Source organism: Pseudomonas sp., assembly GCF_049301935.1.
Taxonomy (GTDB): Bacteria; Pseudomonadota; Gammaproteobacteria; order Pseudomonadales; family Pseudomonadaceae; genus Aquipseudomonas.
Window position 1 is genome coordinate 40876 of record NZ_JBAQLP010000112.1, and the last position, 23581, is coordinate 64456.

Sequence of the window (23581 nt, forward strand, 5' to 3'; positions counted from 1 at the left end):
ACCCCAGCGAGTATCTGGGGTGGCTGAGTGACTCGCGTTGCTTATCAGTCGAAAACGATGCCCTGGGCCAGCGGCAGCTCGCGGGAGTAGTTGACGGTGTTGGTCTGCCGACGCATGTAAGCCTTCCAGGAATCGGAGCCGGACTCGCGACCACCGCCGGTTTCTTTCTCGCCGCCAAAGGCGCCGCCGATTTCCGCACCGCTCGGGCCGATATTCACGTTGGCGATACCGCAGTCGCTGCCGGCCGCGCTCTGAAAGGCTTCCGCCTCGCGCACATCGAGGGTGAAGATGCACGATGACAGGCCCTGCGGCACTTCGTTGTTCAGGCGCAGCGCTTCGTCGAACTCGCGGTAGCTCAGCACATACAGGATCGGTGCGAAGGTCTCGTGGCGCACCACCGCGCTCTGCGCCGGCATCTCCACCAGGGCCGGGGCGACGTAGTAGGCGTTCGGGTATTGATCGCTCAGTTGGCGCTCGCCACCAAACACCACACCGCCTTCCTCGCGGGCTTGGCCCAGGGCGTCCTGCATGACCTGATAGGCCTGCTTATCGATCAGCGGGCCGACCAGATTGCCTTCGAGCGGGTTACCGACGCGGATCTTCGCGTAGGCGACTTTCAGGCGGCTGACGATCTCGTCCTTGACCGATTCGTGGGCGATCAGCCGGCGCAGGCTGGTGCAGCGTTGCCCGGCGGTACCGACGGCGCTGAACAAAATGGCGCGCACGGCCATGTCCAGATCGGCGCTGGGCGCCAGGATCATCGCATTGTTGCCGCCCAGTTCGAGGATGCAACGGCCGAAGCGCGCCGCCACCTGCGGTGCCACTTCGCGGCCCATGCGGGTGCTGCCGGTGGCGCTGACCAGCACCACACGCGGATCGGCGACCAGGGCTTCGCCGGCGTCGCGGTCGCCGACTATCAGTTGGCTGAGGCCTGCAGGTGCATCGCCGAAGGCCTGCAGGGCCTTGTCGAACAGCGCCTGGCAGGCGAGGGCGGTGAGCGGGGTTTTCTCCGACGGTTTCCAGATCACCGCGTTGCCGCAGACCAGGGCCAGGGTGGCGTTCCAGGCCCAGACCGCCACCGGGAAGTTGAAGGCGCTGATCACCCCGACCACGCCGAGCGGGTGCCAGGACTCACGCATATGGTGGCCGGGACGCTCGGAGGCGATGGTCAGGCCGTACAGCTGACGCGACAGGCCGACCGCGAAATCGCAGATATCGATCATTTCCTGCACTTCACCCAGGCCTTCCTGGGTGATCTTGCCGGCTTCCCAGGACACCAGCTCGGCCAGATCGGCCTTGTGTGCGCGCAATACGTCGCCGAACAGACGCACCAGTTCGCCACGCCGCGGTGCCGGCACGCTGCGCCAGCTTTCAAAGGCCTGCTGCGCGGCAGCAACCTTGGCCGCTACTGCGCCGGCGGGTTCCAGGGTCACGGCGCCGATGCGGCTGCCGTCGATCGGACTGTTGATCACGTGATTGCCAGTGGTGGCGGTCTGGGCGTTGACGCCCAAACGGCTGAGCAGGTTGTCGACCATTAGTGTCTCCTGTCGCAAGCTTGATTGAATTTATGCGTGGCACTCAGTATTAATCTGCATGTTGCAAGCTCACAAGTGAGCTTTTTTTGATATGTCATTCCCTCAATTCATGCTGAAGCCGCGAGTTCGCCATGTCCAAACGCCTGATGCCTTCCATGACCGCGCTGCAGTGCTTCGAGGCCGTGGCGCGCCATTTAAGTTTTACCCGCGCCGCCGAAGAGTTGTTCCTAACCCAGAGCGCGGTCAGTAAGCAGGTGGCGCAACTCGAGGACATGCTCCAGCACCTGCTGTTTCGCCGCGTTCGCCGGCGCCTGCAACTGACCCCGGCCGGCTCGCTGTACCTGGCCGAGGTGAACAAGATTCTCAACCAGGTGGAGATGTCGACCCATTACATCCTCTCCTACGGCGGTAATACCGAGGTACTCAAGGTGGCCACTCAGCCGACCTTCGGCGCCCGCTGGCTAATTCCGCATCTAAAGGGCTTCGGTGTGGCCCACCCGCATATCCACCTGGATTTGCACAACGTGCTGGAGCCCTTCGACCTGCTGCAGGGTAAGGCCGATGTGGTGTTTTTCTTCGGCCAGGGCACCTGGCCAGGGGCCGAATGCATCGAGTTGTTCGGCGAGGAGATGGTGCCGGTGTGTGCACCGGATATGTTTGCCAGGGGCATTGCCAGCGCCGAACAGTTGGGTGAACAGGTACTGCTGCAATGCGCCTCGCGCCCGGAAGCCTGGCACGACTGGTTCGACAGCCTGGGGCTGCAGAGCAACCACAGCTACCACGGGCCGCGCTTCGAGACCTTCCATATGTGTATCCGGGCCGCCCAATGCGGCTGCGGTGTGGCTTTGGTGCCGCGCTTTCTGGTCGAAGAGGAACTGCAGGAGGGCAAGCTGCTGATCGCTTGGGAACATGCGCTGCGCAGCGGCGGCAAGCATTTTATGGCCTATGCCGAGCATGCCGCCGACGTGCCGAAGATTCGCAGTTTCGTTGCCTGGATTAAGGGGCAGATTGAGGGGTAAAGCCGTTTGTGAGCCGGGACGGTCGAGAAAAAAAGGAATAGGTGGACGATTTTTTTTCGTTTGTCGGTGAGGCCTGGTTGGCGATCTGATGGCGCGCATCCATTCCCCAAGGAGCCGCCCATGCATGCCGAGCACGCCCATATCAGCCAATCCCTGGCCATCGTCCACCCGCTGATGCTCAGCCACGGCCGCAATGCCGAGGTCTGGGACGCTTCGGGCAAGCGCTATATCGACTTCGTCGGCGGCATCGGTGTGCTCAACCTCGGCCATTGCCATCCGCAGATCGTCGAGGCGGTCCGCGAGCAGGCCGGGCGCCTCACCCATTCGGCGTTCAACGCGCTGCCCCACCAGGGTTACGGCCAGTTCATGCAGGCCCTGGCGCGCTTCGTGCCAGTGTCCTATCCGCTGTGTGGCATGCTCACCAACAGCGGCGCCGAGGCCACCGAAAATGCCCTGAAGATTGTCCGCGCCGCCACCGGCCGCGCCGCCGTGGTGGCCTTCGATGGCGGCTTCCATGGGCGCACCCTGGCTGCGCTCAATCTCAACGGCAAGGTCGCGCCCTATAAACAGAAACTCGGCAGCCTGCCGGGGCCGGTCTACCACCTGCCATACCCCAGCGTGGACAATGAGGTCAGCGTCGAGCAGGCGATGGTGGCCATGCAGCGCCTGTTCAGCGTCGAGATCGATGCGGCCGACGTTGCCTGCATCGTGGTCGAAGCGGTGCAGGGCGAGGCAGGTTTTCAGGCGCTGAATGCCGATTTTGCCCAGCACTTGCGGCGCTTCTGCGATGCCAATGGCATCGTGCTGATTATTGATGAAATCCAATCCGGCTTCGGCCGCACCGGCCAGCGCTTCGCCTTCACCCGGCTGGGCATAGAGCCGGACTTGTTGCTGTTGGGCAAGAGCATCGCCGGCGGCTTGCCGCTGGGCGCAGTGGTTGGGCGTAAAGCACTGCTCGATGCGCTGCCCAAGGGCGGTCTGGGCGGCACCTATTCGGGCAATCCGCTGGCCTGCGCCGCTGCCTTGGCGACCCTGGAGTTGATGAGCGATATCAACCTGGCCACCTGGGGTGAACGTCAGGAACAGTGCGTGCTCAAGCATTACCAGCGCTGGCAGGACAGCGAACTGGCTCCGGCCCTGGCGCGCCTGACCGGCGTCGGCGCCATGCGCGGCATCGAACTGCGCAGTGCCGACGGCGGTCCTGGCAGCGAGCGCCTGAATCGGCTGCTAAGCGCCGCGCGTGAGGCCGGGTTGCTGCTGATGCCCAGCGGTAAATACCGCCACATCATCCGCTTGCTGGCGCCGCTTACTGCCGAAGCCGAGCTGCTCGACGAAGGCTTTGAGATATTCCGGCGTTGTTTGCAGGCAAGTCTTTGAGTTGAAGAATTCCAGCTAGGAATGATCTCTGGAAAATTAATCGTTTGAGCCGTCTGGCAGTCCTGCACAGAATGCTGCGAACAGAATCGAGCAAATCGCCTGTCGATGTTTCGATCAATACGGGCGCTGCCAGGAGTGGAGTTGTATGCAGAACGATGCCTTTGTCAGTCCGGAGCAGATCCGCGCGCGCTTCTCCCAGGCGCTGTCGGCCATGTATCAGGCCGAGGTGCCGCTGTACGGCGAGTTGTTGGCGCTGGTCGCCACGCTCAATCGACAGACCCTCGCCGCCAACCCGCAGCTTGCCGAGCAGCTGCGCCAGGCCGGCGAGCTGGACAGGCTGAACGAGGAGCGCCATGGCGCCATCCGCCTGGGTAGCGCTGCCGAACTGGCGACCATGGCGCGGCTGTTCGCGGTGCTGGGTATGCAGCCAGTGGGCTATTACGACCTGGCCGATGCTGGCGTGCCCGTGCATGCCACGGCATTTCGTCCGCTGAACGAGGATGCGCTACGGCTTAGCCCGTTTCGCGTCTTCACCTCGCTACTGCGCCTGGAGTTGATCGGCGATCCGGCGCTGCGTCAGCAGGCCGAGCAGATTCTTGCCGGCCGGCAGATTTTCACCCCTGGCGCGTTGGCCCTGATCGAGCGCTTCGAGCGACAAGGCGGGCTCACCGAGCAAGAGGCCCAGGCCTTTATCGAGCAAGCCCTGGAAACCTTCCGCTGGCACAGCCAGGCCGGAGTGAGTGCCGCGGTCTATCAGCAATTGCAGGGGCAGCACCGGCTGATCGCCGATGTGGTGGCATTCAAAGGCCCGCATATCAATCACCTGACGCCGCGCATCCTCGATATCGATGCGGCCCAGGCCGCGATGCCGCGCCATGGCATGGCCGCCAAGGAATGGGTGGAGGGCCCACCACCTCGGCGCCATCCGATCCTGCTGCGTCAGACCAGCTTCAAGGCCCTCGACGAGGCGGTGCAGTTCAGTTGCGCCAGCCCAGGGCAGCACAGCGCGCGCTTCGGCGAGATCGAGCAACGCGGCGCGGCGCTTACCGCCAAGGGCCGCGCGCTCTACGACCAATTGCTGCAAGCCACCCGCGAGCGCTGCACAGGCGTCGCCAAGCACGACTACGCGCAGTGCTATGCCGAAACGTTGGCGCAGTGCTTCGCCGACTTTCCCGATGACCTTGAAATGCTGCGCCGTCAGGGCCTGGCGTTTTTCCGCTACCGGGTCACCGAGGCGGGGCGGGCGGCGCAGGCGGCGGGCAGCCTGGCCGGCGACCTGGAGGCTTTGCTCAAGACCGGACAACTGGCCTGCGAACCGCTGGTTTACGAGGACTTCCTGCCAGTCAGTGCCGCAGGCATCTTCCAATCCAATCTGGGCGACGCCAACCGCGAACGCTATCGCCAAGACGCCAACCGCACCGAATTCGAGCAGGCCCTGGGCCGGCCGGTGCAGGATGAATTGGCGCTCTACGCCGATTACCAAAGCCGTTCGCTGCAGGCCTGCGCAAGAGAGCTGGGGATGGATTTTGCCGAGGCCGGTTTGGCCTGAATAGAAGTGCATTTACGCCCTATTGCGGATATTGCTTGAGCTAAATCCCCGGCAGTTTTTGTCGGGGATTTTTAGTTTCTGTAGCCATTGGGTGTTGCGCGGCGAGCGGTGATTTCCCGTTTGCTATCGAGTCATTTTTGGAATGAAGCGAGTCCTTATTTTCGTTTGAGCGTGGCCGGCTTAGTTGTTTAGATCGGCTGGTGTCATTACGTACAAGAATAAAAAGGTAACCCCTATGCAAGCGTGCGTTCCTGCGTTGGAAATCCGTGATTTGCACAAGAACTATGGCGATCTGCAGGTGCTCAAGGGCGTTTCACTGACCGCCCGCGACGGCGACGTGATCTCGATCCTCGGTTCCTCCGGCTCCGGCAAGTCGACCTTCCTGCGCTGCATCAACCTGCTGGAAAACCCCAGCAAGGGCGAGATTCATGTCGCCGGCGAGCGGCTCAAGCTCAGGCCCAGCCGCCACGGCGAGTTGGTCGCCGCCGATAACCGGCAGATCAACCGGCTGCGCAGTGAGCTGGGCTTTGTGTTCCAGAACTTCAACCTGTGGCCGCATATGAGCGTGCTCGACAACATCATCGAGGCACCGCGCCGGGTGCTCGGCCTGAGCAAGGCCGAGGCCATCGAACGCGCCGAGGCGCTGCTGGCCAAGGTCGGTATCGGCGACAAGCGCCACGTCTATCCCAACCAGTTGTCCGGCGGCCAGCAACAGCGTGCGGCCATCGCCCGCACGCTGTGTATGGAACCCAAGGTGATCCTGTTCGACGAGCCGACCTCGGCCCTGGACCCGGAAATGGTCCAGGAGGTGCTGGGCGTGATCCGCGCCTTGGCCGAGGAGGGCCGCACCATGCTGCTGGTCACCCACGAGATGAGTTTCGCCCGCCAGGTGTCCAGTGAGGTGGTGTTCCTGCACCAGGGCCGCGTCGAGGAGCAGGGCAGCCCCGCGCAAGTGTTCGACCAGCCGCAGTCGCCGCGCTGCCAACAATTTATGTCCAGCAACCACTAACGGAGCACCACGCATGCATAACTACAAGAACATCCTGCTCGCTGCCGCCACCACTCTGCTCTTCAGCGGCCAGGCGCTTGCCGCCGACACGCTGAAGATCGGCACCGAAGGCGCTTACCCGCCGTTCAATCTGATCGACGCCAATGGCCAGGTTGGCGGTTTCGATGTGGAAATCGCCCAGGCCCTGTGCGCCAAGATGCAGGCCGAGTGCGAAGTGGTCACTTCTGATTGGGACGGCATCATCCCGGCGTTGAACGCGCGCAAGTTCGATTTCCTCGCCGCCTCCATGTCGATCACCGACGAACGCAAGCAGGCGGTGGATTTCACCGAGGCCTACTACACCAACAAGCTGCAGTTTATTGCGCCGAAAAGCGCGGGCTTCAACACCGACAAGGCCAGCCTCCAGGGCAAGGTTATCGGTGCCCAGCGCGCCACCATCGCCGGCACCTGGCTGGAAGACAACCTCGACGGCGTGGTCGAGATCAAACTCTATGACACCCAGGAAAACGCCTATCTCGACCTGACCTCGGGCCGTCTCGACGGCGTGCTGGCGGACAAGTTCGTCAACTGGCAATGGCTCAAGAGCGCAGCCGGACAAGGCTTCGAATTCAAGGGTGAGCCGGTATTCGACAACGACCGGATCGGCATCGCCGTGCGCAAGAATGACCCGCTGCGCGACAGGCTCAACCTGGCGCTCGCCGCGATCATCGCCGATGGCACCTATGCGCGGATCAATCAGAAGTATTTCCCGTTCAGTATCTACTGACCGCTCTTCTACCGAGAGTTCTTGCCCGGTTATGGCCGGGCAGCAACGCTGACTAAGGTAATCCCTATGATTGCGGATCTGCACGGTTTCGGTCCCGCCCTGGTCGCGGGCACCTGGATAACCATCAAGCTGGCCCTGTCCTCGTTGGCCTTGGGCCTGTTGCTCGGCCTGGCCGGCGCTCTGTGCAAAACCTCCAGGTTTGGTTTTTTGCAGTGGCTGGGTTCGAGCTATTCGACCCTGGTGCGTGGCGTGCCGGAATTGCTCTGGGTGCTGTTGATCTACTTCGGTACGGTCAATCTGCTGCGCTGGCTGGCCGATAGCCTGGGCATCGCCAGCCTGGAGCTGAGCCCCTTTGCCGCCGGCACCATCGCCCTGGGCTTGTGCTTCGGCGCATATGCCACCGAGGTGTTTCGCGGCGCCATCCTGGCGATCCCCAAGGGCCACTGCGAGGCCGGCCAGGCACTGGGCCTGGGCGGGGCAAGAATTCTCTGGCGTTTGGTGCTGCCGCAGATGTGGCGTATCGCGCTGCCGGGCTTGGGTAACCTGTTTATGATTTTGATGAAAGACACCGCACTGATCTCGGTGATCGGCCTGGAAGAAATCATGCGCCATTCGCAGATCGCGGTGACGGTAAGCAAGCAGCCCTTCACCTTCTACCTGGTGGCGGCCTTTATCTACCTGGGGCTGACGATTCTCGCCATGGCCGGCTTGGCGCTGATGGAAAAACGCGCGGCGCGTGGCTTCGTGAGGGCCAGCGCATGAACTGGGAATTGATGATCAAGTGGATGCCGCGTCTGCTCGAAGGCGCCTGGCTGACCCTGGAGCTGGTGGCCATCGCCGTATTGGCCGGGCTGATCCTGGCCATTCCCCTGGGCATCGCACGCAGCGCGCAACAGGCCTGGGTGCGGGCGCTGCCTTACGGCTATATCTTCTTCTTTCGTGGTACGCCGCTGCTGGTGCAGTTGTTTCTGGTCTATTACGGCCTGGCGCAGTTCGAGGCAGTGCGCCAAAGCGCATTCTGGCCGGTGCTGCGTGACCCCTACTGGTGCGCGGTGATCACTTTGACGCTGCACACCGCAGCCTATATCGCCGAGATTTTGCGTGGCGCCATTCAAGCCATACCGCCGGGGGAAATCGAGGCGGCGCGGGCCTTGGGTATGTCGCGCGGCCAGGCGCTGCTGCGCATCATCCTGCCGCGGGCCACGCGCATCGGCCTGCCGGCCTACAGCAACGAGGTGATCCTGATGCTCAAGGCCAGTGCCTTGGCCAGCACCATCACCCTGTTGGAGCTGACTGGTATGTCGCGCACCATCATCGCCCGCACCTATCAGCCGGTGGAAATCTTCCTGATGGCGGGGGTGTTCTACCTGCTCAGCGCCTACGTGCTGGTGCGGCTATTCCGTGTGCTGGAAAAACGCCTGCGGGTGGACGCCTGTCAGGGGCGTTGAGCGCCATGCATGCGTTAGCGTTTACGCCCGGTTGACGCAAGGTCGCCGGGCGGCTGTTTTGCTAAGATGCCGCTCCTTTCCCACTCTCTTGTTTTGGTAGCCCCCTCGATGTCCGAGCTTTCCGCCATTCGCCTCGACGAAATCGACCGTCAGCTGATCGCCGCCTTGCAACTCGATGCCCGCGAGAGCGTGGCCATGCTCGCGCGCAAGCTCGGCATCGCGCGCACCACAGTGATCTCGCGCATCGCTCGGCTGGAGAAGAGCAAGGTGATCACCGGCTACGGCGTGCGTCTGGGCCAGAGCGTGGCCGAGGGCGGGCTGCAGGCCTACGTCGGCATCACCTTGCAGCCGCGTTCGGGCAAGGAAGTGCTGCGCCGCTTGAGCAATATGCCGGAGGTGCAGCAGCTGTGTACGGTCAGTGGTGAGTTCGACTTCGTTGCCTGGCTGCGCGCCGACACGCCCGAGCGGCTGGATCAGCTGCTGGACGAGATAGGCGCGGTAGACGGGGTGGAGAAGACCACCACGTCGATCATCCTGTCGTGCAAGATCGATCGCGGCGGGCGCTTGTAGGCGGGATTTCAGCCGGACGCTGCCGTTTTAAACAGCAGCGTCTCATCAGCTTCTTACTTATTGGATTGCGACAGCAACGCCTGGGCGCGGATCTGATCCAGGCTCTGCCGTGGCGTCAGCGCCTGCGGGTCGATGCGAATTTCGATCAGCGCCGCCTTGCCGGCCTGCTGCGCCCGGACGAAGGCACCGGCGAACTCGGCGGTGGCCTGTACCACCTCGGCATGCAGGCCATAGGCGCGGGCCAGGGCGGCGAAGTCGGGGTTGTGCAAGGCGGTGCCGGATACCCGCCCTGGGTAGTGACGCTCCTGATGCATGCGGATAGTGCCGTACATGCCATTGTTGACCACGATAAAAATCACCCGCGCGTCATGCTGGATGGCCGTGGCCAGTTCCTGGCCGTTCATCATAAAACAGCCGTCGCCGGCAAAGCTGAGCACCTGGCGGCTGGGCGCGGCCAGCGCAGCGGCAATGGCCGCCGGCACGCCATAACCCATGGAGCCATTGGTGGGTGCCAACTGGCTACGAAAGCTCCGGTACTGATAAAAACGCTGCAGCCAAATCGCATAATTGCCTGCACCGTTGCAGACAATGGCGTCGCTTGGCAGATGATCGCCCAACCAGGCGATGATCTCGCCCATCTGCACCGCGCCGGGGGCTGTTGGGCACACAAGGTTGTTGCGGTAGGCCTGATTCAGTTGGCCGATCCAATCGCAGTGGCGTTCGGCCGGCGCGGCGGCTAGTTCGGCGGCCTGGCGGGCGAACGCGGCCATGCCGCTGACTATCGCCAGGGTCGGCTGGTAGACGCGGCCCAGTTCCTCCAGGCCGGCATGCACATGGATCAGGCGCTGGCGGGGCGTGGGAATGTCCAGCAGGCTGTAGCCGCTGCTGCTCACTTCGCCCAACCGGCTGCCCACGACCACCAGCAGATCGGCATTCTTCACCGCCTGAACCAGTTCGGCGCTGGCCGCCAGGCCGAGGTCGCCGGCGTACTGCATATGGCAGTTGTCGAACAGATCCTGGCGGCGGAACGACAAGGCCACCGCCAGGCGCTGGTTTTCTGCAAAGCGGCCGATAGCCTCGACGGCCTGCGCATCCCAACCGCCGCCACCGAGAATCAGCAGTGGCCGTTCGGCTTCGGCCAGCAGCGCGTGCATCTGCGCCAGTTGCGCACCGCCGGGTTGGGCGTGGATCGGCTGGCTGGGCAGGGCGTCGGCGACCGTCGCCGATTCGCACAGCATGTCTTCCGGTAACACCACCACGACCGGGCCGGGGCGGCCGCTGATGGCGCGCTGGAAGGCCTGGGCCAACAACTCGGGTAGGCGCCGTGGATCGTCGATCTGCACCACCCACTTGGCCAGCGGCGCGTACATCTGCCGGTAATCGATCTCCTGAAAGGCTTCGCGGGTCTGTTGGTCGCGGGCCACCTGGCCGATAAACAACAGCATCGGCGTGGAGTCCTGAAAGGCCGTGTGTACGCCAACGGATGCGTTGGTCGCCCCCGGGCCGCGGGTGACCATGCACACCCCCGGTTTGCCGGTGAGTTTGGCGTGGGCTTCGGCCATATAGGCCGCGCCGCCTTCCTGGCGGCACACCACCAGGTCGATCTGCTCGCGGGCATCGTGCAGCGCGTCGAGCACCGCCAGGTAGCTTTCGCCGGGCACGCAAAACACCCGCTCGACGGCATTGAGACGCAGCGCATCGACCAGTATTTGTCCGCCGGTACGCGGTTTGAGATGTGAATTCACAGGGCACTCCGTAAGCATCAAGCGCCTGTCAGGCGCAGGGGTAGTCTGTACCTGGTTGCCTGAAAGCGCCGCGTTAGCGCTGCGCTCTTCTGGCTCTGAATAAGTACCTGCCCGCGAGAGCGGGCAGGTGGCGCTGGCTTATGCGGCTGCTAGGTTCTCTACGACGTTTTCTTCGTAGGCCTTGCCGAAGCGGTTGGCGAGGAAGTCATCGAGGGACACCTGCTCCTGGCTGATAAAGCCCGACTGCGGCAGCTGCTTGGCGCGGAACAGATCCAATGCAGCGCAGATGCCCGCAGCAGTGGTGATCTGGATGGCACTGGTAACGCGGCCGCTGCGTACATCGGCGAAAATCTTGCGGCTGAATACCTGCTGCACCAGCTTGCCATCCTTCAGCCCGCTGACGGTGACAAACACCAGCACCACATCCTGCATGGTGCTCGGCACGGCGCCGCGCAGAATGTCCTTGAGCTTTTCCTGGTTGTCGGAGAGACGCAGGTCTTCCAGCAGGAACTTCATCAGGTCGCGATGGCCCGGGTAGCGCACGGTCTTGTAATCCAGAGTTTCGACCTGACCCTTGAGGGTCTCGCACAGGGTGCCGAGGCCGCCCGAGGTGTTAAAGGCTTCGTACTCGACGCCGTCGAGGGAGAAATGTTCCAGGCCTTCGAGGGCCTGTACCAGTTGCAGGCGACCATTGCGGATCGCTTCGCAAGGGTGGCAGTACTCGTTGACCAGGCCGTCGACGCTCCAGGTCAGGTTGTATTTCAGCGAGTTGGTGGGGAATTCCGGCAGGGCACCGACGCGCATCTTCACTTCGCGCACGCTGTCAAAGCGGCTGGCCAGGGAGTGCGCGGCAATCCCGATAAAGCCTGGGGCCAGGCCGCACTGTGGCATAAACGCGACCTTGGCATCCTTGGCCAATTCCATGATGGTCTTGGTGGCGTGCACGTCTTCGGTCAGGTCGAAGTAATGGGTGTTGCTGTTTTTTGCGGCTTTGGCCACGCCGATAGCCATGTGGTAGGGCAGCGCGTTGAGCACCGCATCCTGATCGACCATGAGCTGCTCCAGGGCCGCGCCGTCGGCGGAGTCAAGCTCGCGGGTGGCGATCCCCAGTTCGGCGATTGCACGCAGGGAGGCCGCATCGCGGTCGGCGACCAGCACGTTATAGTCGCCGCTGTTGTGCAGCAATTGCGCGATGGTGTAGCCGATATGGCCAGCGCCAAGCAGGAGTACGTTCATTGTTGTTTTCTCCAGAGTTCGGGTGAGGACGCAGCCAGTCTAGAGAGCGCTTTATCCGACAATAAGACGTGAAAAGTAGCATTACGATGATTGCGCGATACGTTATGACGACTTTCTGATGCGATATGCAGTGTTCTGCTTGCTGGTAGGTTATGCGTCCTCGCCTGCCATGGTGTTTACTCAAGGCACTTGTGTAGCGGAGGCCGGAACGCGCCTATGTACAAAGACCTGAAGTTTCCCGTGCTGATCGTGCACCGCGATATCAAGGCCGATACCGTGGCCGGTGATCGGGTTCGCGCCATCGCCCAAGAACTGGAGCAGGACGGCTTCAGTATTCTTTCCACCGCCAGCTCCGCCGAGGGGCGCATCGTTGCCTCCACGCACCATGGCCTGGCCTGCATTCTGGTCGCCGCCGAAGGCGCGGGGGAAAACAAGAACCTGTTGCAAGATATGGTCGAGCTGATCCGCATCGCGCGCCGTCGTGCACCGCAATTGCCGATTTTCGCCTTGGGCGAGCAGGTGACCATAGAGAACGCACCGGCCGAAGCCATGGTCGACCTCAACCAGCTGCGCGGCATTCTCTATCTGTTCGAAGACACCGTGCCGTTCCTCGCCCGCCAGGTGGCGCGCGCCGCGCGTAATTATCTGGATTGTCTGCTGCCGCCATTCTTCAAGGCGCTGGTGCAACACACCGCGCAGTCCAATTATTCCTGGCACACGCCCGGCCATGGCGGCGGCGTGGCCTATCGCAAGAGTCCGGTGGGGCAGGCCTTTCACCAGTTTTTCGGCGAAAACACCCTGCGTTCTGACCTCTCGGTGTCGGTGCCGGAGCTGGGTTCGCTGCTCGATCACACCGGCCCCCTGGCCGAAGCTGAGGCTCGCGCCGCGCGTAACTTCGGCGCCGATCACACCTACTTCGTGATCAACGGTACTTCGACGGCGAATAAGATCGTCTGGCACAGCATGGTTGGTCGCGATGACCTGGTGCTGGTGGATCGCAACTGCCACAAGTCGATCCTCCATTCGATCATCATGACCGGTGCGATCCCGCTGTACCTGTGCCCGGAACGCAACGAGCTGGGCATTATCGGGCCGATTCCGCTGAGCGAGTTCAGCCGCGAGTCGATCCAGGCCAAGATCGACGCCAGCCCGCTGGCCAAGGGGCGCGTGTCGAGCAGCAGCGGGGCGATGGTCAAGCTGGTGGTGGTGACCAACTCGACCTACGACGGCCTCTGCTATAACGCCGAGCTGATCAAGCAGACCCTGGGCAATAGCGTCGAAGTGCTGCATTTTGACGAGGCCTGGTACGCCTACGCGGCGTTTCATGAGTTCTATGCCGGGCGCTACGCCATGGGCACCGCTCGCACCGACAATGCGCCGCTGGTGTTTAGCACCCATTCCACCCATAAACTGCTGGCGGCCTTTAGTCAGGCCTCGATGATTCATGTGCAGGACGGCGGCACGCGCCAGCTCGACCGCGACCGCTTTAACGAAGCCTTTATGATGCATATCTCCACCTCGCCGCAGTACGGCATCATCGCCTCGCTGGATGTGGCCTCGGCGATGATGGAAGGGCCGGCCGGGCGCTCGCTGATTCAGGAAACCTTCGATGAGGCCCTGAGTTTCCGCCGCGCCCTGGCCAATCTGCGGCAGAACCTCAGTGTCGATGACTGGTGGTTCAGTATCTGGCAGCCGCCGCAGGCCGAAGGCACCGATGATGTGGTGACCCAGGACTGGCTGCTGCAGCCGCAAGCCGACTGGCACGGCTTCGGCGATGTTGCCGAAGACTATGTGCTGCTCGATCCGATCAAGGTGACCCTGGTCACCCCAGGGCTGACCGCCGATGGCAAGCTGGCCGTGCGCGGCATTCCGGCGGCGGTGGTCAGCAAGTTCCTCTGGGAGCGCGGCCTGGTGGTGGAGAAAACCGGTCTGTATTCCTTCCTGGTGCTGTTCTCCATGGGCATTACCAAGGGCAAGTGGAGCACGCTGCTGACCGAGTTGCTGGAGTTCAAGCGCAGTTACGACGCCAACCTGCCATTGAGCGATGTGCTGCCCTCGATTGCCCAGGCCGATAAGACCTTCTATCAAGGCATGGGCCTGCGTGACCTGTGCGATGCCTTGCATGCCTGTTACCGCGAAAATGCCACGGCCAAGGCGCTCAAGCGCATGTACACGGTGCTGCCGGAAGTGGCGCTCAAACCGGCCGATGCCTATAACCAACTGGTCCGCGGCGAAGTCGAGGCGGTGCCGCTTGAGCAGCTGGAAGGTCGCATTGCCGCGGTGATGCTGGTGCCCTATCCGCCCGGTATTCCGCTGATCATGCCGGGCGAGCGCTTTACCGCGCAGACTCGCTCGATCATCGATTACCTGGCCTTTGCCCGCACCTTCGATCGCAGCTTCCCCGGTTTCGATGCCGATGTGCACGGCCTGCAGCGCGAGGAGGGGCTCTACACCGTGGATTGCATCAAGGCCTGATCCTGCTCTGGTCTGCAGCCGTGCCTGGCGGTGCCGACGTTATGCGCCGGCTGCCGCCTGTCTTTCTCAGTAGATCAAGCGCTTATCGCCGATAAGTAAAAAATGAGCTTAACTTTGATGACGTGGTCTGCGTCACAGTGGTCAGCATCGACATTTGTCGGTTGGTTGTTATAGTTGCTCGATTTTTAGCATAAGAAGATTTTCATTGTGCGCTTGCGCCCCAGCTGAGGATGACTGCCATGTCCGACTACAAAGCCTTTAATGTCGTATTGGCAGATAAGGTCGCCCATGTGGCGATCAATCGCCCGGAAAAAGTCAACGCGATGAACGCGGACTTCTGGCGCGAAATCATCGAGATTTTCCGCTGGATCGACGCCACCGATGAAGTGCGCGCCGTGGTGATTTCCGGGGCGGGCAAGCATTTCTCTTCGGGTATCGACCTGATGATGCTGGCCTCGCTCGGCAGCCAGATGGGCCCGGATGTCGGCCGTAATGCGGAAAAGCTGCGGCGCAAGATTCTTGAACTGCAAGCCTCGTTCAATGCCGTGGACAATTGCCGCAAGCCGGTGCTTGCAGCCATTCAAGGCTACTGCCTGGGCGGCGCGATTGATCTGATTTCGGCCTGCGACATGCGTTACTCGACGGTCGATGCGCAGTTTTCGATCAAGGAAATCGACATTGGCATGGCGGCCGACGTCGGCACCTTGCAGCGCCTGCCGCGCATTATTGGTGACGGCATGATGCGCGAACTGGCCTTTACCGGCCGCACCATCGCTGGTGAAGAGGCCCGTAGCATTGGCCTGGTCAACCGCACTTACGCCGATGCCGATGCCTTGCTCGATGGCGTGATGGGCATTGCCCGCGAGATCGCCAGCAAGTCGCCGGTGGCGATTCGTGGCACCAAGCAAATGATTCGCTACATGCGCGATCACCGGGTCGATGACGGCCTGGAATATATCGCCACTTGGAACGCCGCCATGCTGCAATCGGTGGATCTGCGGGTGGCCATGACGGCTCATATGAGCAAGCAGAAACCGGAGTTCGCCGACTGATGTTGCCCTTTCACCTGTCTTTATTCCCAACGCGGGAGGCGCAATAGCTCATGGTTTCTGGAGCCACGTCGCTTAATCTGGTGCGCGATGAACTGTTCACCACCATGGAAGAGGCTGAGTCGAGCCTCGAACACTTTATCGCCGACCGGCACAACGGCAGCCTGCTGCAACAGGCCGTGGAAAGCCTGCATCAGGTGCGCGGTACGTTGAACCTGATTGAGCTGACCGGTGCCGAGTTGCTCGCTCAGGAAGTGCTGGATCAGGCCACCGATATTCCTGCCGGTGCCGGCGAAGAACGCGATGTCCAGCTTTCGGCCCTGAGCAACGCGTTGCACGTGCTGCGCCGCTATCTGGAAAACGTTGAAGCGCACCGCCAGGAAATGCCGGAACTGCTGCTGCCGGCGATCAACGACCTGCGTCACGCCGGCAGTCAGCCGGCCTTGCCGGAAAGCTTCTTTTTCAGCGTGCGCCTCGACCACAGTCGCCCGCGTACCTCGCCACCTTCGGTGGATGGTGCGGCGCGAGAAAGTGAGGGGCGCCGTCTGCGCCATATGTATCAGGTAGGGCTGCTGGGTTTTATCCGTGAGCAGAATCCGCAGGCCAGTCTGAAGTTGATGGGCCGCGCGTTGGCCCGTCTCGACAGCCTATTTGCCAACGAGCCGCGCGGTCGTCTGTGCTGGGTGGGCGCGGCGGCTGTTGAGGCGCAGATCGACGGCCAATTGCTGGCGCGCAAGTCGCGCAAGCAGCTGTTCTCCCGGCTTGACCGCGAACTCAAGCAGATGCTTGCCAGCGGTCAATATGAAGCGCCACGCGGCCTGCTCAAGGAATTGCTCTATCTGGTGGCCCTGGCGGATAGCCGTGGGCCGCACGCGGCAGCCCTGAGTGACGTATTCGGTTTGACGCCATTGCCCTTTACCGATCATCTGCTGGAAGAGGAGTACCAGCGCCTGGCAGGCCCGGGTCAGGCGGTGATGCGTTCGTTGAGCTCGGCGATCCGTGAGGAGCTGACCAGCGTCAAGGACATGCTCGATCTGATCGAGCGCGGTACCCTGCAAAGCGAGAGTCTGAACAACCTGCATGCCCTGCTTGGCAAGCTGAGCAAGACCCTCGGCATGGTCGGCCTGAGTTCGGCCGGCAACTCGCTAAGCGCGCAACTGCCAACCGTTGCCAGCTGGAGCGAGGAGAGTGCGCCGCAACCGCAGGAACTGCATAAACTGGCCGATGCCGTGCTGTACGTCGAAGGCATGGTCGCCAGCCTGGAGCGTGGTGAACGCCGTGAAACACGGCCTGCTCAGGCGCAGCCGGGTGATGAGACTGATTCCTTTGCTCTGCATCAGCTTAACGAGGCGCGCATCGTCGTGGTCGATGAGGCCCAGGCCGGCCTGGCCCTGGCCAAACGGGCGATTACCGCGTACCTGGAGTCGGGCGGCGAGCGCATGCACCTGTCCAACGTGCCGTTCAGCCTGCAAGCTGTGCGCGGCGGCTTGTGGTTCCTTGGTCAGGAGCGTGCCGCACTGCTGGTCGGTGCCTGCGCCGCTTACATCCAGCAGCATATGTTCGATGCGCCGCAGATGCCGTCCGAGCAGATGCTGGAAACCCTCGCCGATGCCCTGAGCAGCCTTGAGTACTACCTTGAGGCCGGTGCGGTGCTGCGCCCGGAAACCCAGCCCAGCGTGCTCGACCTTGCCGCAGACAGCGTGCGGGCCCTGGGCATGCCGCTGGAGGCTTGAGCATGCAGCGCTGGCAACCCACTGTGCTCGACAGTCAGCAACCCGGTGGCTGGGTGGTTGCGCATTGCAAGCAGCACTTTCTGGCGGACAGCAACGGTGTGCTGTTCCCCCGTGAGTGGCTAAAAAAGCAGGACCTGCCGATCATCGCCGAGCATGGCCTGGGTCATTTTGATGGCGATGCGGTCTACCTGCTGGAGTTGAGTCAGCCCTTCGACATGCCCGGCTGTGCCTGGCAGAGCCTGCGCCAATTTATGCTGCAGGGTGATGCCGACACCTTCAAGTTACTCAGCTATGCCACACAGATTGGCACCTGGGCCAGCCAGCACCGCTTCTGCGGCAGCTGCGGTGGGGCGATGCAGCATGTTGCGGGGGAGCGCGCCATGCACTGCGTGCGCTGCGAGCTGCAGCATTACCCCAGGCTTTCACCGAGCATGATCGTGCTGGTCACCCGCGGCGATGAGATTCTTCTGGCGCGCTCGCCACGCTTTGTTTCCGGGGTCTACAGCACCCTGGCCGGCTTCGTTGAAGCGGGCGAATCGGTGGAGCACTGCGTGGCCCGTGAAGTGCGCGAAGAGGTCGGGGTTGAGATCAGCAACCTGCAGTACCTCGGCAGTCAGGGCTGGCCGTTCCCGCATTCGCTGATGCTGGGTTTCCATGCCGAGTACGCCGGTGGCGATATCGTTCTGCAGGTCGACGAAATCGAGGATGCCCAGTGGTTCAGCGTGCATGACCTGCCGCCATTGCCGGCTTCGCGTTCGATAGCGCGTTATTTGATCGACGCCTATGTGGCGCGCCGCCTAGGCCAGCCCGAACCAGTGCTGCCAGGCTAGGCGCACGGTCAACGCCAGTACCACCAGGATAAATACCGGGCGGATAAACTTCGAGCCGCCCTTGATAGCCGTGCGTGCGCCGAGAAACGCCCCGACCATCAGTGCCAAGCCCATGCAGATGCCCAGCAGCCAGGCCACTTGCCCGCTGATGATAAATACGCTGAGAGCGCAGATATTGCTGACGAAGTTCATGCTGCGGGCCACGCCGCTGGCCTTGACCAGGTCGAGCGGGTAAAGCAATAGGCTGCTGACCGTCCAGAAAGCGCCAGTGCCTGGGCCCGCCACGCCATCATAGAAACCCAGGCTGAGGCTCTGTGGCCACTGCCGGCCCTTGGCCATCGGCGCTTCGGCGAGCAGCGGCGCGGCCGGGGTTTTGCCGAACAGCAGGTACAGGCCGCAGGCAAACACCACCGCAGGTAACAGCTGGTTCAACCACTCAGACGGCAGCCATTGCGCCATGGCGGCGCCGAGCAGGGCGCCGAGCGCCGTACCGATCAGCGCATTGCGCCATTGGCTGGGGCTGAACAGTTTGCGCCGGTAGAAGGTGTAGCTGGCGGCGGCCGAGCCGAAGCTGGCGCAGAGTTTATTGGTGCCCAGGGCCAGGTGCGGCGGCAGGCCCGCAGTCAGCAGCGCAGGAATGGTCAGCAAGCCGCCACCGCCAGCAATTGCATCGATAAAGCCGGCAATAAACGCGACCAAAGCGAGAATCGCCAGGGTGGTCAGGTCAACACTGAGTTCAAACGGGAAAGCCATTTAAAAACACGTCCTGTGTCTAATTGTGCTGTTCTCTTGCTGTTCGCCAGCCAGGTAGCTGCGCATAATGCCGGCAATTTCAGGCATAAGGAATGCGCGGCGATGCAATACGGCGGACTGGCATGGGCAACGGCATTGCTGGGGTTACTGGCGGCCTTTGTTGCGGCGCGCATCCTGTTTAATCGGCAGTGGTTTCTTGGTTGGCTGCGCGGCACCTGTGGCCTGGCATTTCTCGCCCTGGCGGCGCTGATTGGCCTGCTGGCCAACGATTTGCGCAGCTATGCGCCGATTCCTCAAGGTAAGCCGCTGGCCACGCTGAGCTTCAAGGCGGACGGCCCGCTGTATCGAGTCAGCGTGCTGGAGGGCGGTCGTGAGCGTACGCTGACCATGGAGGGCGATCTCTGGCAGCTGGATGCGCGGTTCCTGCAGTGGAAGGGCCTGGCGGCGTTGATCGGCCTACAACCGGGTTATCGCCTGGAAAAACTCTCGGGGCGTTTCCTCTCGATCGAGCAGCAAAGTCTGGCGCAGCACACCCGTGTCGAACTGGCGCGCAGCCCTTACGGCATCGATCTGTGGCGCTGGCTGCGATTGGGTCAGCATGACCTGTTGATCTTCGATCCGCAGGCGCGCCGGGTGACCTACCTGCCGCTGGCCGATGAGGCGGTTTACAGCATCAACCTGACACCGGCCGGTTTGCTCGCCGAGCCGATGAACCCGGCGGCCAAGCAGGCGCTAAAAGACTGGCAGTAGATTGCAGGCCGTCAAGCGTGGTGCGGCTGCGGCAAAAGGACTGCTGGCTGGTTTACGCTCAAGCATCGATTGCTGGATTGATCGCGAGAGAAACGGCCAGGCTTTGCAACGTCAACCAGGACCCTGGATGGCGCATTTGCAGGCTGGCGCTGCATGCTTGAGCGCTATACAACGCCGATTCAGCCAGAATTTTGCCTGCAGAAGGCTACGGATATATAGCCTGGAAAGGACCGCGCAATGCGGCCGTTTGGCACCGGCGTTATTACAGCGGACGGACGCGAATCAGCAGGCCCAAGCTGCCATTGTCAACAAAGGTCAACTCGCCGCTGGTCAGGCGACTGCTCTGCTTGATGCGCTCGCTGTCAGTCAGGGTGCCGCTGGCGTCGAGCTGATTGACCCAGACGTCGCTGTCCAGTTCGATCACGCGACCGGCCTTGAGGCTGATGGTGCCTTCGACGGGGTAGTGGCCGAACTGCTCATCGCCGGTGCTGATGGCGACGCGACTGCTCGATTCGCCTAGGCTCTGCGACCAAGCCTTGTGCAGCAACACCTGATAACCGCTGGATGGGCTGAGTTTGCCGGCTTCGGCATTCAGTGCGGTGCTGCGGCTGTTGCTGCCATCCACCGGCAGCGCGTTCTGCGCCCAGTTGTCGGGCGGCAGCTGGCCGGCGGAAATCGGCGTGGCGGCCTGGCGGAATACGATGACTTCAACTTCATAGAGGCTTTCAGCCAGGGCGGCGGTACTGCTGAGCAGGCTCACCAAGATTAGCGGCAGCAGGGCCAGGGTGCGGAGTGCGCGCATGGGTCAGTCCTTTAGGTAGAGGGAGTCAGGCGCTCGAACAGCGCCTCTAAGGTATGGAAGCGTTCTTCCGGGCGCTCCATGGGCACCTGGATTTTAAACATGGTCGCGCCTTCGAACTTGTAACGGTTCGGCGCGCTCTGGATCAGCTTGATCAGGGTGAGTGGATCGACACAGGTGTCGGCGGCGAATTCGATACGGCCGCCTTGCGGGCCGGCATCGACCTTCTTGATCCCGAGCTTCTCCGCCTGCAATTTCAGCAGGGTCATACGCACCAGGTTCTTGGTCGGCTCGGGCAGCAGGCCGAAGCGGTCGATCATCTCCACTTGCAGCTCTTTCAGGCCATCCTCGTCGGCGGCGTTGGCGATGCGCTTGTAGAGGATCAGGCGGGTGTGCACGTCGGGCAGATAGTCCTCGGGGATCAGCGCCGGCACCCGCAGGTTGATTTCCGGGCCGCCGCCAAGCGGCTGGTCGAGGTTGGGTTGCTCGCCCTTGCGGATGGATTTCACCGCGCGTTCGAGCATTTCCATATAGAGGGTGAAGCCCACCGCCTGGATCTGTCCGCTCTGACCATCGCCGAGCAGCTCGCCGGCACCACGGATTTCCAGGTCATGGGTGGCCAGCAGAAAGCCGGCGCCGAGGTCCTGGGCGCCGGAGATGGCTTCCAGGCGCTTCTGCGCATCATCGGTCATCTGCTTGCGTGGCGGGGTCAGCAGGTAGGCGTAAGCCTGGTGGTGGCTACGGCCGACGCGGCCGCGCAGCTGATGCAGCTGCGCCAGGCCGAACTTGTCGGCGCGTTCGATGATGATGGTGTTGGCGCTGGGTACGTCGATGCCGGTTTCGATGATGGTCGAGGCGATCAGCACGTTGAAGCGCTTGTGATAGAAGTCGCCCATCACCTGCTCCAGCTCGCGCTCGCGCATCTGCCCGTGGCCGATGCCGATGCGTGCCTCGGGCACCAGTTCGGCGAGGTCGGCGGCGCATTTCTCGATGGTTTTTACATCGTTGTGCAGGTAGTACACCTGGCCGCCGCGCAGCAGTTCGCGCAGCAGCGCTTCCTTGATGGTCGGGTTGTTCTGCTCCATGACGAAGGTGCGCACCGACAGGCGGCGCGCCGGCGGCGTGGCGATGATCGACAGGTCGCGCATGCCGGCCACGGCCATGTTCAGGGTGCGCGGAATCGGCGTGGCAGTCAGGGTGAGGATGTCGACTTCGCTGCGCAGGGTTTTCAGCTGCTCCTTCTGGCGTACGCCGAAACGGTGCTCTTCGTCGATGATCACCAGGCCCAGGTTGTTGAACTTGACGTCGTCCTGCAGCAGCTTGTGGGTGCCGATCACGATATCCACCTTGCCCTCGGCCAGTTGCTGCATGGCCTCGCTGACTTCGCGGGCCGACTTGAAGCGGCTCATCACTTCTACTTTTACCGGCCAATCGGCGAAGCGGTCGCGGAAGCTGTTGTAGTGCTGCTGGGCGAGCAAGGTGGTCGGCACCAGTACCGCCACCTGCTTGCCGCCATGCACGGCGATAAAGGCGGCGCGCATCGCCACTTCGGTCTTGCCGAAGCCGACATCGCCGCAGACCAGGCGATCCATCGGCTTCGCCGTGAGCATGTCGTTATACACAGCTTCGATGGCGGCTTGCTGGTCCGGGGTTTCCTCGAAGGGGAAACCGGCGCTGAAGGTGGCGTAATCGGCCTTGGGGTCAGCAAAGGCGTAGCCTTCGCGGGCGGCACGGCGGGCATAGATATCGAGCAGTTCGGCGGCAACATCGCGTACCTGTTCGGCGGCCTTGCGCTTGGCCTTCTGCCAGATTTCCGAGCCCAAGCGGTGCAGCGGTGCCAGGGCGTCGTCGCTGCCGGTGTAGCGCGCGATCAGGTGCAGGCTGGCCACCGGCACGTAGAGCTTGGCTTCCTCGGCGTACATCAGGGCGAGGAACTCGGCGGCCTGGCCGTCGAACTCCATGGTCACCAGGCCCAGGTAGCGGCCGACGCCATGGTCGATATGCACCACCGGCGCCCCTTCACGCAGCTCGGTAAGGTTCTTGATGACGTTGTCGCCGCCATCGCGGGACTTCTCGCGGCGCCGGCGCTGCATAACGCGCTGGCCGAACAGCGGGCTTTCCGCCACCAGGGCCAGGTCTTCGAGCAGCAGGCCGTCATCCAGCGGCGCGATGCAGATGCCCAAGCGCTCATTGCTGGTGGTAAAGGCTGGCCAGCTGTCGAATTCATTGGGCTTGAGCTTGAGGCGCGCGAGCAGCTCCAGCAGCACCTCGCGCCGCCCGGCGGATTCGGCGCAGAACAACACGCGACCGGGGTATTCCTCGATAAAGCGCCGCAGCGCGGCCAGCGGCTCACCGGCTTTGGCCTGAATCGCCAGGTCGGGCAGTGCTTTGGCATTGAAGCGCAGGCGGCCGACGCCTTCCTCGATATCGTCCTGGCTGACCACCACGCGCGGCCAGTTTTTCAGGCGGGCGAAGCAGTCTTCCACCGGCAGAAAGATATCGGCGGGCGGCAGCAGCGGGCGTTCCGGGTCTACCCGACGTTCTTCATAGCGGCTGCGCGCATCGGTCCAGAAATGTTCGGCGGCTTTCTCGATACCCGGCAGGGAAAACACCTGGGTGTCGGCAGGCAAATAGTCGAAGAGGGTCGCGGTTTCCTCGAAGAACAGCGGCAGGTAGTACTCGATACCGGCCGGGGTGATGCCGGTGCTGAGGTCCTGGTAGATCGGGCAGCGGCGGAAATCCACGTCGAAGCGCTCGCGAAAGCGCCCGCGAAAATCGCTGACGGCCTTCTTCTCCAGCGGGAACTCGCGCGCCGGCAGCAGCTTGATCGACTCGACCTTGTCGATGGAGCGCTGGGTTTCCGGGTCGAAGGTGCGCAGGGTTTCGATTTCGTCATCGAACAGGTCGATGCGGTACGGCAGGCTACTGCCCATCGGAA

General features: G+C 62.6%; 19 protein-coding genes. 13 read left to right on the top strand and 6 right to left on the bottom strand.

The window, feature by feature from the left end; translation table 11 throughout:
• Positions 1-44: 44 nt before the first annotated feature.
• Positions 45-1535, bottom strand: a complete 1491-nt coding sequence (locus WA145_RS15020; RefSeq protein WP_422582348.1) for an aldehyde dehydrogenase family protein — start codon at positions 1533-1535, stop codon at positions 45-47.
• A gap of 131 nt (positions 1536-1666) precedes the next feature.
• Here WA145_RS15020 and WA145_RS15025 point away from each other — a divergent pair, with 131 nt between their 5' ends.
• The 8 genes from WA145_RS15025 (at position 1667) to WA145_RS15060 (ending at position 9273) form a co-directional block, all read left to right on the top strand.
• Complete coding sequence (locus WA145_RS15025; RefSeq protein WP_422582349.1) at positions 1667-2554, top strand: LysR family transcriptional regulator; 888 nt, start codon at positions 1667-1669, stop codon at positions 2552-2554.
• 120 nt (positions 2555-2674) lie between these two features.
• Positions 2675-3931 (top strand): 2-aminoadipate transaminase, encoded by a 1257-nt coding sequence (locus tag WA145_RS15030; RefSeq protein WP_422582350.1) that lies wholly within the window; start codon positions 2675-2677, stop codon positions 3929-3931.
• 145 nt (positions 3932-4076) lie between these two features.
• Positions 4077-5480 (top strand): 2-oxoadipate dioxygenase/decarboxylase HglS, encoded by a 1404-nt coding sequence (gene hglS / locus WA145_RS15035; protein WP_422582351.1) that lies wholly within the window; start codon positions 4077-4079, stop codon positions 5478-5480.
• A gap of 235 nt (positions 5481-5715) precedes the next feature.
• Entirely contained in the window at positions 5716-6489 is a 774-nt protein-coding gene (locus WA145_RS15040) for an ABC transporter ATP-binding protein (RefSeq protein WP_422582352.1), read from the top strand.
• A gap of 13 nt (positions 6490-6502) precedes the next feature.
• Entirely contained in the window at positions 6503-7255 is a 753-nt protein-coding gene (locus WA145_RS15045; protein WP_422582353.1) for an ABC transporter substrate-binding protein, read from the top strand.
• 66 nt (positions 7256-7321) lie between these two features.
• Positions 7322-8017, top strand: a complete 696-nt coding sequence (locus tag WA145_RS15050; protein ID WP_422582354.1) for an ABC transporter permease — start codon at positions 7322-7324, stop codon at positions 8015-8017.
• Positions 8014-8703 carry an ABC transporter permease gene (locus tag WA145_RS15055; RefSeq protein ID WP_422582355.1) on the top strand — a complete coding sequence of 230 codons (690 nt, stop codon included), beginning with the start codon at positions 8014-8016 and terminating at the stop codon, positions 8701-8703. The genes WA145_RS15050 and WA145_RS15055 overlap by 4 nt, the downstream gene beginning before the upstream one ends.
• A gap of 108 nt (positions 8704-8811) precedes the next feature.
• A complete protein-coding gene (locus WA145_RS15060; RefSeq protein WP_422582356.1) occupies positions 8812-9273 on the top strand; it encodes an Lrp/AsnC family transcriptional regulator in 462 nt (153 codons plus the stop codon).
• 53 nt (positions 9274-9326) lie between these two features.
• Here WA145_RS15060 and WA145_RS15065 read toward each other — a convergent pair whose 3' ends face one another.
• Together WA145_RS15065 and WA145_RS15070 are read right to left on the bottom strand one after the other, a co-directional pair.
• Positions 9327-11036 carry a thiamine pyrophosphate-binding protein gene (locus tag WA145_RS15065; RefSeq protein ID WP_422582357.1) on the bottom strand — a complete coding sequence of 570 codons (1710 nt, stop codon included), beginning with the start codon at positions 11034-11036 and terminating at the stop codon, positions 9327-9329.
• Between the two features lie 120 nt (positions 11037-11156).
• Positions 11157-12254 (bottom strand): saccharopine dehydrogenase C-terminal domain-containing protein, encoded by a 1098-nt coding sequence (locus WA145_RS15070; RefSeq protein ID WP_422582358.1) that lies wholly within the window; start codon positions 12252-12254, stop codon positions 11157-11159.
• A gap of 216 nt (positions 12255-12470) precedes the next feature.
• On the opposite strand from WA145_RS15070, the gene WA145_RS15075 reads away from it, so the two are divergent.
• The 4 genes from WA145_RS15075 (at position 12471) to nudC (ending at position 18341) form a co-directional block, all read left to right on the top strand.
• A complete protein-coding gene (locus tag WA145_RS15075; protein WP_422582359.1) occupies positions 12471-14729 on the top strand; it encodes an Orn/Lys/Arg decarboxylase N-terminal domain-containing protein in 2259 nt (752 codons plus the stop codon).
• A 239-nt stretch (positions 14730-14968) separates the two neighbouring features.
• Positions 14969-15781, top strand: a complete 813-nt coding sequence (locus WA145_RS15080; protein WP_422582360.1) for a crotonase/enoyl-CoA hydratase family protein — start codon at positions 14969-14971, stop codon at positions 15779-15781.
• 50 nt (positions 15782-15831) lie between these two features.
• Positions 15832-17511, top strand: coding sequence for a ferrous iron transporter B (locus WA145_RS15085; protein ID WP_422582361.1), 1680 nt, complete (start codon positions 15832-15834; stop codon positions 17509-17511).
• A gap of 2 nt (positions 17512-17513) precedes the next feature.
• A complete protein-coding gene (gene nudC / locus WA145_RS15090; RefSeq protein ID WP_422582362.1) occupies positions 17514-18341 on the top strand; it encodes an NAD(+) diphosphatase in 828 nt (275 codons plus the stop codon).
• On the opposite strand, the gene WA145_RS15095 is transcribed toward nudC, so the two are convergent.
• Positions 18309-19094 carry a TSUP family transporter gene (locus tag WA145_RS15095; RefSeq protein ID WP_422582363.1) on the bottom strand — a complete coding sequence of 262 codons (786 nt, stop codon included), beginning with the start codon at positions 19092-19094 and terminating at the stop codon, positions 18309-18311. The genes nudC and WA145_RS15095 overlap by 33 nt on opposite strands.
• Before the next feature lie 102 nt (positions 19095-19196).
• On the opposite strand from WA145_RS15095, the gene WA145_RS15100 reads away from it, so the two are divergent.
• Positions 19197-19844, top strand: coding sequence for a hypothetical protein (locus WA145_RS15100; RefSeq protein ID WP_422582364.1), 648 nt, complete (start codon positions 19197-19199; stop codon positions 19842-19844).
• A gap of 262 nt (positions 19845-20106) precedes the next feature.
• On the opposite strand, the gene WA145_RS15105 is transcribed toward WA145_RS15100, so the two are convergent.
• Complete coding sequence (locus tag WA145_RS15105; RefSeq protein WP_422582365.1) at positions 20107-20646, bottom strand: CsiV family protein; 540 nt, start codon at positions 20644-20646, stop codon at positions 20107-20109.
• A gap of 11 nt (positions 20647-20657) precedes the next feature.
• Positions 20658-23581: transcription-repair coupling factor (gene mfd / locus WA145_RS15110; RefSeq protein WP_422582366.1), on the bottom strand; the 2924-nt coding region annotated here is incomplete at its 5' end.

Excerpts from the sequence above, each read along its gene's own strand:
- WA145_RS15040 (WP_422582352.1), top strand. The coding sequence starts at position 5,716 with ATGCAAGCGTGCGTTCCTGCGTTGGAAATCCGTGATTTGCACAAGAAC.
- WA145_RS15075 (WP_422582359.1), top strand. The coding sequence starts at position 12,471 with ATGTACAAAGACCTGAAGTTTCCCGTGCTGATCGTGCACCGCGATATC.
- WA145_RS15060 (WP_422582356.1), top strand. The coding sequence starts at position 8,812 with ATGTCCGAGCTTTCCGCCATTCGCCTCGACGAAATCGACCGTCAGCTG.
- WA145_RS15085 (WP_422582361.1), top strand. The coding sequence starts at position 15,832 with ATGGTTTCTGGAGCCACGTCGCTTAATCTGGTGCGCGATGAACTGTTC.
- WA145_RS15050 (WP_422582354.1), top strand. The coding sequence starts at position 7,322 with ATGATTGCGGATCTGCACGGTTTCGGTCCCGCCCTGGTCGCGGGCACC.
- WA145_RS15100 (WP_422582364.1), top strand. The coding sequence starts at position 19,197 with ATGCAATACGGCGGACTGGCATGGGCAACGGCATTGCTGGGGTTACTG.
- WA145_RS15065 (WP_422582357.1), bottom strand. The coding sequence starts at position 11,036 with ATGCTTACGGAGTGCCCTGTGAATTCACATCTCAAACCGCGTACCGGC.
- WA145_RS15105 (WP_422582365.1), bottom strand. The coding sequence starts at position 20,646 with ATGCGCGCACTCCGCACCCTGGCCCTGCTGCCGCTAATCTTGGTGAGC.
- WA145_RS15025 (WP_422582349.1), top strand. The coding sequence starts at position 1,667 with ATGTCCAAACGCCTGATGCCTTCCATGACCGCGCTGCAGTGCTTCGAG.
- WA145_RS15070 (WP_422582358.1), bottom strand. The coding sequence starts at position 12,254 with ATGAACGTACTCCTGCTTGGCGCTGGCCATATCGGCTACACCATCGCG.
- WA145_RS15030 (WP_422582350.1), top strand. The coding sequence starts at position 2,675 with ATGCATGCCGAGCACGCCCATATCAGCCAATCCCTGGCCATCGTCCAC.
- nudC (WP_422582362.1), top strand. The coding sequence starts at position 17,514 with ATGCAGCGCTGGCAACCCACTGTGCTCGACAGTCAGCAACCCGGTGGC.
- WA145_RS15045 (WP_422582353.1), top strand. The coding sequence starts at position 6,503 with ATGCATAACTACAAGAACATCCTGCTCGCTGCCGCCACCACTCTGCTC.
- hglS (WP_422582351.1), top strand. The coding sequence starts at position 4,077 with ATGCAGAACGATGCCTTTGTCAGTCCGGAGCAGATCCGCGCGCGCTTC.
- WA145_RS15095 (WP_422582363.1), bottom strand. The coding sequence starts at position 19,094 with ATGGCTTTCCCGTTTGAACTCAGTGTTGACCTGACCACCCTGGCGATT.
- WA145_RS15020 (WP_422582348.1), bottom strand. The coding sequence starts at position 1,535 with ATGGTCGACAACCTGCTCAGCCGTTTGGGCGTCAACGCCCAGACCGCC.
- WA145_RS15055 (WP_422582355.1), top strand. The coding sequence starts at position 8,014 with ATGAACTGGGAATTGATGATCAAGTGGATGCCGCGTCTGCTCGAAGGC.
- WA145_RS15080 (WP_422582360.1), top strand. The coding sequence starts at position 14,969 with ATGTCCGACTACAAAGCCTTTAATGTCGTATTGGCAGATAAGGTCGCC.